The sequence below is a fragment of the Dietzia sp. UBA5065 genome (assembly GCA_002415925.1).
Classification (GTDB): domain Bacteria; phylum Actinomycetota; class Actinomycetes; order Mycobacteriales; family Mycobacteriaceae; genus Dietzia.
This window is the reverse complement of sequence record DIAZ01000063.1, coordinates 3,787-10,577: the sequence shown is the minus strand read 5'-3', so window position 1 is coordinate 10,577 and position 6,791 is coordinate 3,787. Positions and strand designations below refer to the sequence as shown.

6 protein-coding genes are annotated in these 6,791 nt (G+C 71.8%); 3 read left to right on the top strand and 3 right to left on the bottom strand.

What is annotated here, in order from left to right:
* The coding region (locus tag B4M60_RS04845; RefSeq protein ID WP_291080810.1) for an alpha-isopropylmalate synthase regulatory domain-containing protein at positions 1–918 on the top strand (918 nt) is incomplete at its 5' end.
* A 214-nt stretch (positions 919–1,132) separates the two neighbouring features.
* Positions 1,133–2,236 (top strand): peptidoglycan recognition protein family protein, encoded by a 1,104-nt coding sequence (locus B4M60_RS04840; protein WP_291080808.1) that lies wholly within the window; start codon positions 1,133–1,135, stop codon positions 2,234–2,236.
* A gap of 55 nt (positions 2,237–2,291) precedes the next feature.
* Here B4M60_RS04840 and B4M60_RS04835 read toward each other — a convergent pair whose 3' ends face one another.
* Positions 2,292–2,723, bottom strand: coding sequence for a phage holin family protein (locus B4M60_RS04835; RefSeq protein ID WP_291080806.1), 432 nt, complete (start codon positions 2,721–2,723; stop codon positions 2,292–2,294).
* Between the two features lie 6 nt (positions 2,724–2,729).
* On the bottom strand, positions 2,730–4,091 hold the full coding sequence (locus B4M60_RS04830; protein ID WP_291080804.1) for an aspartate aminotransferase family protein: 1,362 nt from the start codon (positions 4,089–4,091) through the stop codon (positions 2,730–2,732).
* 136 nt (positions 4,092–4,227) lie between these two features.
* Here B4M60_RS04830 and B4M60_RS04825 point away from each other — a divergent pair, with 136 nt between their 5' ends.
* The gene (locus tag B4M60_RS04825) at positions 4,228–5,709 is read left to right on the top strand and encodes an APC family permease (RefSeq protein ID WP_414646734.1); all 1,482 of its coding nucleotides are present in this window, start codon (positions 4,228–4,230) and stop codon (positions 5,707–5,709) included.
* A 9-nt stretch (positions 5,710–5,718) separates the two neighbouring features.
* Here the strand turns inward: B4M60_RS04825 and B4M60_RS04820 are convergent.
* On the bottom strand, positions 5,719–6,791 hold a 1,073-nt coding region (locus B4M60_RS04820; protein WP_291080802.1), incomplete at its 5' end, for an exonuclease domain-containing protein.

The following is a 6,791-nucleotide window of genomic DNA, read 5'->3' as shown; positions in this document are numbered from 1 at the left end:
AACGTCTGCCTGGTCACGCTGGGCATGAACATGCTCACCCGCGGCGTGGACCCGCAGATCAACTTCTCGGACATGGACGAGATCCGCCGGACGGTCGAGTACGCCAACCAGCTGCGCGTGCCCGAGCGCCACCCGTACGGCGGCGACCTGGTCTTCACCGCGTTCTCCGGCTCGCACCAGGACGCGATCAACAAGGGCTTCGACGCCCTCCAGGCCGAGGCCGACGCCCGCGGCGCCGACATCACCGACGTCACCTGGGAGGTCCCGTACCTGCCGATCGACCCCAAGGACGAGGGCCGCACCTACGAGGCCGTGATCCGCGTCAACTCGCAGTCCGGCAAGGGCGGCGTCGCGTACATCATGAAGAGCGACTACGGCCTGCAGCTGCCGCGCCGCCTGCAGATGGAGTTCTCGGGGCTGGTCCAGAGCGTCACCGACTCCGAGGGCGGCGAGGTCACGCCCAAGCAGATGTGGGACATCTTCTCGCTGGAGTACCTGGACCGCGTCTCCCCCATGGAGCGCATGTCCCAGCACCTGGAGCCGGCGGAGACCGACGACGGCGAGGACTCGATCGACGCCGTGGTCAAGTGGAAGGGCCAGACCAGGGAGCTGACGGGGACCGGAAACGGCCCCCTGGCGGCGTTCGTCGCCGCCCTGAACGAGATGTTCGACGACGAGGTGCGCATCCTCGACTACTCGGAGCATGCGATGACCGCAGGCGACGACGCGACCGCGGCGGCGTTCGTCGAGGTGCAGTTCGGCAACCGGGTCTTCTGGGGGGTCGGCCGGGCCGGTTCCATCACCACCGCGTCCCTGCGGGCCGTGGTCTCCGCCGTCAACCGCGCGTACGCGGACGAGGCCGACGAGGACGCCGCCACCATCGGCAGCACCGAGGGCGCCCGCACCTGGGCCCCCTGAGGCGGGCTCCCCGGGTCCCGCCGGGCCGCCCCGCGCGGGCGCCCCGGGGGGCCCGGGACGGGCACGCGGCCACCCCCCGCGCCTCATCTTTCACATGTATCACTCCGGTAACGATGGTCTCGATTTGGTTACGCCGAGCGCGTAATGTGGCGGCCGACCGCGCCGATATGCCAGGCGTCTGCTCTTCGCACCACCAAGTCTGGAGTCTTGCCTCATGCCCGTTTCACGCCGTGGGTTCCTCACCGCAGCTTCCGTGGGAGTGGGCGCCGCAGTCGCCTCCACCGTCGGCGGTCCCGTCGCCGGTGCCAACCCGTTCGACACCGGCTCGCTCGGTGTGGCGCAGGATCTGCTCAGGTCGGTCTCGACGGGCAGCGGCATGATCCAGCCGAACGGCCCGCTGGGCTACGTCGGCGTCACCTTCCCCAGCGTCGAGGAGATCGCCGGCCGCATCCGGTTCGCGTTCCCCGACGGCTCGGTGGGCGACTGGCTCCCGCTCGAGGCCATGGACACCGCCCCCGACTCCGGCAGCGCCGCCGCCGCCGAGCTCGTGTCCGCGCCGGAGGGCGCCGTGGGCTACGAGGTCGACGCGCCGCAGGGGTCCCGCGCCACCGCGTTCGACGACGGCCGCGGCGCGCCGCGCAACTACAGCCTCGGCAGCACCGGCCTGCTCGGCCTGCCGATCATCCCCCGCGCCGCGTGGGGTGCGGGCGACGTCTCCGGCAACGGGTGGGGCGCGCCGCAGTTCTTCCCCGCCCAGGCCATCACGATCCACCACACCGCCACGCCCGCGGGGCCGGACCGCGCCGCCAGCGTGCGGGCGATCTACAACTACCACGCCAACACCCTGGGCTGGGGCGACATCGGGTACCACCTGATCATCGATCCGGAGGGCCGGATCTATCAGGGCCGTGGCGGAACCGTCGGCGGCACCCCGGTGTTCCAGTTCCCGCCCGTCGGCGGCATCGCTCCCCCCGTCGTCACCGGCGGCCACACCGCCGGGGTCAACAACGGCAACATCGGCATCAGCCTGCTCGGCGACTTCACCGGCGCGCCGCCCACCGCGGCCGCGGTCGGCGCGACCATCAACTGCGTGCGCGCGCTCACGGGCGCCACGGGCATCAATCCGCGGGGCGGGATCATCTACCGCAACCCCCAGGGTGGGGCCACCCGGCCGATGCCCGCCGTCTCGGGCCACCGCGACTGGGGCGGGACCGCGTGCCCGGGCAACGCCTTCTACCCGCAGATGCAGTTCATCCGGGACGTCGCGTCCCAGGGGTGGATCCCGACCGGCGTCTCCTCGGCGGCCTTCGGCTCCTGACCCCGTCCCCGCACGACGGCGGAGCGGGGGCGGGTCGGTCGCGAGCGGGGGCGGGTCAGTCGCGTGCGCGGCCCGGGATGAGCATGGCGAACACCCAGTTGACCAGGCCGATCACGATGGCGCCGAAGAAGGCCGCCCAGAACCCGCTCACCGCGTACTCCGCGCCGAACGGCTGGAACGTCGTGGTGACCCAGCTCGTCAGCATGAGCATCAGGGCGTTGACCACGAGCAGGAACAGGCCCAGCGTGAGGATGGTCAACGGCAGCGAGAGCAGCTGCACGAACGGCTTGATCACCGCGTTGACCAGCGTGAACACCACCGCCACGATGAGCAGCGCGGCGACGGTCGGGATGCTCACCTGATCCTCCAGGGCGCCGGCACCCGGGTCGTAGATGCCCACCGTCTCGTGCAGGTCGATCCCCGGCACGATCAGGGTCGCCACCCACAGGGCGACCGCGTTGACGATCAGCCTCAGCACCAGCGCCATGTCGGCTCAGCTCCCCACGTAGGAATCGGCCACGTCGAGCGCGCGGTCGAACACGTCCAGGCCCTCGCGGGCCTCGTCGGGCGTGATGATGCACGGCGGCACGATGTGGAAGCGGTTGTAGTTCATGAACAGCAGCACGCCGTCCTTCTTGGCCGCCCCGAAGGTCTTGGCCATGGCCTCCGACGATCCGCCGTAGGGGGCCAGGGGCTCGCGGGTCTCGCGGTCGGCCACCATCTCCACGGCCCAGAACACGCCGAGTCCGCGGACCTCGCCGATCGACGGATGCTTCTCGGCGAGTTCTCGCAGGCGCGGCCCGATGACCTCCTCGCCGATCATCCGGGCGTTCTCGACGATCCCTTCGTCGCGCATGAGGTTGATGGTCGCCACCACGGACGCGCACGCCAGCGGGTGGCCGCCGTACGTGAGTCCGCCGGTGTAGGGCGTCGTCTCGAAGGACGCGGCGATCCGGTCGTGCAGGATCACGCCGCCGAGCGGCACGTAGCCGGAGTTGGAGCCCTTGGCAAAGGTGATGAGGTCGGGCGCCCAGTCGTCGTCGCCGGACCGGAAGTTGTCCAGGGCCAGCCAGGCGCCGGTGCGGCCGAAGCCGGACATCACCTCGTCGCAGATCATGACGATCCCGTACTTGTCGCAGATCTCGCGGACGCCGCGGAGGTAGTCGGCCGGCGGCACCATGATGCCCACGGTCCCGGGCACCGACTCGATGATGAGGGCGGCGAAGTGGTCCGGCCCCTCGAGCCCGATGAGCGAGTCCAGGTGCTCGAGCGCGCGGTCGCACTCCTGCTTGGTGTTCTCGGCGTAGAACTGCGAGCGGTACAGGTAGGGCGCGTGGAAGTGGACGGCACCTGTGTTGCCGAGATCGTTGGCCCAGCGGCGGGTGTCGCCGGTGAGGTTCATCGAGGTGGTGGTGGCGCCGTGGTAGCTGCGGAAGGCCGAGAGGGTCTTGTGGCGGCCGGTGTGGCGGCGCGCCATGCGGACGGCGTGCTCGACGGCCTCGGTGCCGGCGTTGGTGAAGAACACGCGGTTCATCCCGGCGGGCGCGACCTCGGCGATCAGGCGGGCGGCCTCGGCCCGGGCGGCGTTGGCGTGCGCGGGGTTGATGGTGCACAGCTCGGCGGCCTGGTCCTGGATCGCCTTGACCACCACGGGGTGCTGGTGGCCGATGTTGGTGTTGACCAGCTGAGAGGTGAAGTCGAGCAGCCGGTTGCCGTCACCGTCGGTGAGGTAGCAGCCCTCGGCGGCGGTGACGACCATGGGATCGGTGGCGCCCCAGGCGGACCACGGGGTCAGGACGTGAGCCCGCTCCTTCTCGTAGACCTCGCGGGCGGCGGCATTCTGGGGTGCGGGCACGGGGCGGTACTCCTGTGGTCGACGATCGGTGGCCGTGGCCCATCATCCCACGCAGAGCACGTCCACCGCCGCCCACGCGGTGGGATGCTCACGATCGCCGTGGTACACCTCACACATCCGCCGGAGGGAGCACGCCATGCCCGGACCGCCCGATCCCCCGCCGGCCGCGGGCGTCCCCGTCGTCACCGGCCCGGAACGCACCACCGGCCAGCCCGCCCTCAGGCGCGTGATGGGTCCCGGCCTGCTCCTGCTGTTCATCGTCGGCGACATCCTCGGCACCGGCATCTACGCCCTCACCGGGAAGGTCGCCGGGGAGGTCGGCGGGGCGGTGTGGCTGCCGTTCCTCGTGGCGTTCGCCGTGGCCATGCTCACGGCGGCCAGCTACCTCGAGCTGGTCACCAAGTACCCGCGGGCCGGCGGCGCGGCCGTCTACACGCACCGCGCCTTCCGGGTGCACTTCCTCACCTTCCTCGTGGCGTTCACCGTCATGTGCTCCGGTCTCACCTCCGCGTCCTCCGCCGCCATCGCGTTCGCGGGGAATCTCGACCAGGCGGTGGGCCTGGAGTTGGCGTCCGGGACCTGGCCGCTGATCGGCATCGCGCTGTGCTTCATCACCGCCGTCGCCGTGGTCAACCTCCGCGGCGTGGCCGAGTCCGTCCGGCTCAACGTGGTGCTCACCTGCGTCGAGTTGTCCGGCCTGCTCATCATCATCGCGATCGGCGCGTGGGCGATCAGCCAGGGGCAGGGTGACCTCTCCCGCGCCGGGCAACTCCGGGTGGACCAGGGCGAGAGCCCCTTCCGGGCCGTCACCGCCGCCACCGCACTGGCGTTCTTCGCGCTGGTCGGCTTCGAGGACTCCGTCAACATGGCCGAGGAGACCAGGGACCCCGTGAAGATCTTCCCCAAGATCATGCTCACCGGCCTCACGATCACCGGCGTCGTGTACATCCTGGTGGCGATCGCCTCGGTGACGCTGGTGAGCCCCGAGGACCTGGGCCAGGGCGAGACCCCGCTGCTCAAGGTGGTCGCGGCCGGCGCGCCGGCGTTCCCGGTGTGGGTCTTCGCGTTCATCACCATGTTCGCCGTGGCCAACTCCGCGCTGATCAACATGCTCATGGCGTCCCGCCTGCTCTACGGCATGGCCAACGAGCAGGTGCTGCCGCCGGTGCTCGGCCGGGTCCTCCCCGGCCGCCGCACCCCGTGGGTGGCGATCGTGTTCACCACGGCCATCGCGGTCGGCCTCATCACCTTTGCCGACCTCGCGACGCTGGGCGGGACCACCTCGCTCCTGCTGCTCGGGGTGTTCACGGTGACGAACGTCGCGGTGCTCGTCCTCCGGCGGGATCCCGCCGACCACCGCCACTTCCGCGCGCCGACCGTGCTGCCGATCCTCGGCGCCGTGTGCTGCGCGTTCCTGGTCTCGCCCCTGTCCGGGCGGGCGACCGACGACTATCGCATCGCCGCCATCCTGCTCGTGGTGGGCGTGGGGTTGTGGGCGCTGCACTGGGGGGTCAACCGGATCCTCTTCCACCGCGGCACCCGACCCGAGGACCCCTCCCGGCTCTCCGGCCACCCCCCCGACCTGCCGCGGCAGCGCGAGGGACGCCCCTATCCGTGACGGCCGCCCCTAGAACAGCGCCTCCTGCGCGCCGTCCACCGCCTGCGGGCCGGCGACGGGCCGCCCGGGCGCGACGTCGGCGAGCATCGCCTCGAACCGGGCGAACGGCACCAGCTCGAGCCCCTTCCTGCGGGCGAACACCGTGCGGCCGCGCACGGCGTCAGGAGCGTCGCACACCGCCAGGGAGGTGCGGGAGGAGATCCGGTCGGCCAGGTAGAGACCCTTGTCGACGACGAGCCCGGCGATCTCCTCCGGGTCCCTGTCCACGTCCTGCGTGAAGACCACCTCCATCCCCTGCACCAGCCCGCCGGAGCGCCGCAGCCTCCCCGCCGGCCGCCAGAGCCGGGGCGCCGCGAGCGCCTCCGCCCACACGCGGGAGACCAGGAACCCCGAGTCGGGGTCCGGGAGCATCCCCTCGAGCTCCCGCACGGTGGGCCGCACGTCCTTGGCGGCGGCCACCCCGAGCAGGCCGGCGAACACGCCGGCCAGCACCAGGGCGTCGTCGTGGGCGTCGTGCGCGGCCCGCTGCTCCACGCCGAAGTGCGCGGCGAGCGTGGACAGCTTGAGGTCGGTGGTGGACAGGTGCAGCCTCCCGGCAAGGTCGAGGGTGCACAGGAAGCGCTCCAGCGGCGGCTCGAGCCCCGCGCGCCGCGCCTCGGACGCCAGGAAGGACGCGTCGAACGTGGCGTTGTGGGCCACCACGGTGCGGCCGTCGAGCACCCGGTCCAGGTCCGCGGCCACCTCCGCGTAGCGGGGCTTGCCCGCGAGGAGGGCCGGGGTGAGCCCGTGCACGTGGACGGGGCCCGGGTCGACCCCCGGGTTGAGCAGGGTCGCGAACTCCTCGACCACCTCGCCGTCGTCGTCGATCACCACGGCCGCCACCGACAGCACCCGGTCGACCGACGGCGTCATCCCCGACGTCTCGACGTCCACCACCACCCAGCCACCCATGCCGACCATCGTGGCAGACCACCCCGACACCGCCCCTCGCCCGCCACCCCGCCGGCTCCCGGCCGGTGCCGCGGTGATGCCCCCGCCGCCCGAGCCGCTCCCCGGCTGGATGCGCTGCCACTCCGGCCCGG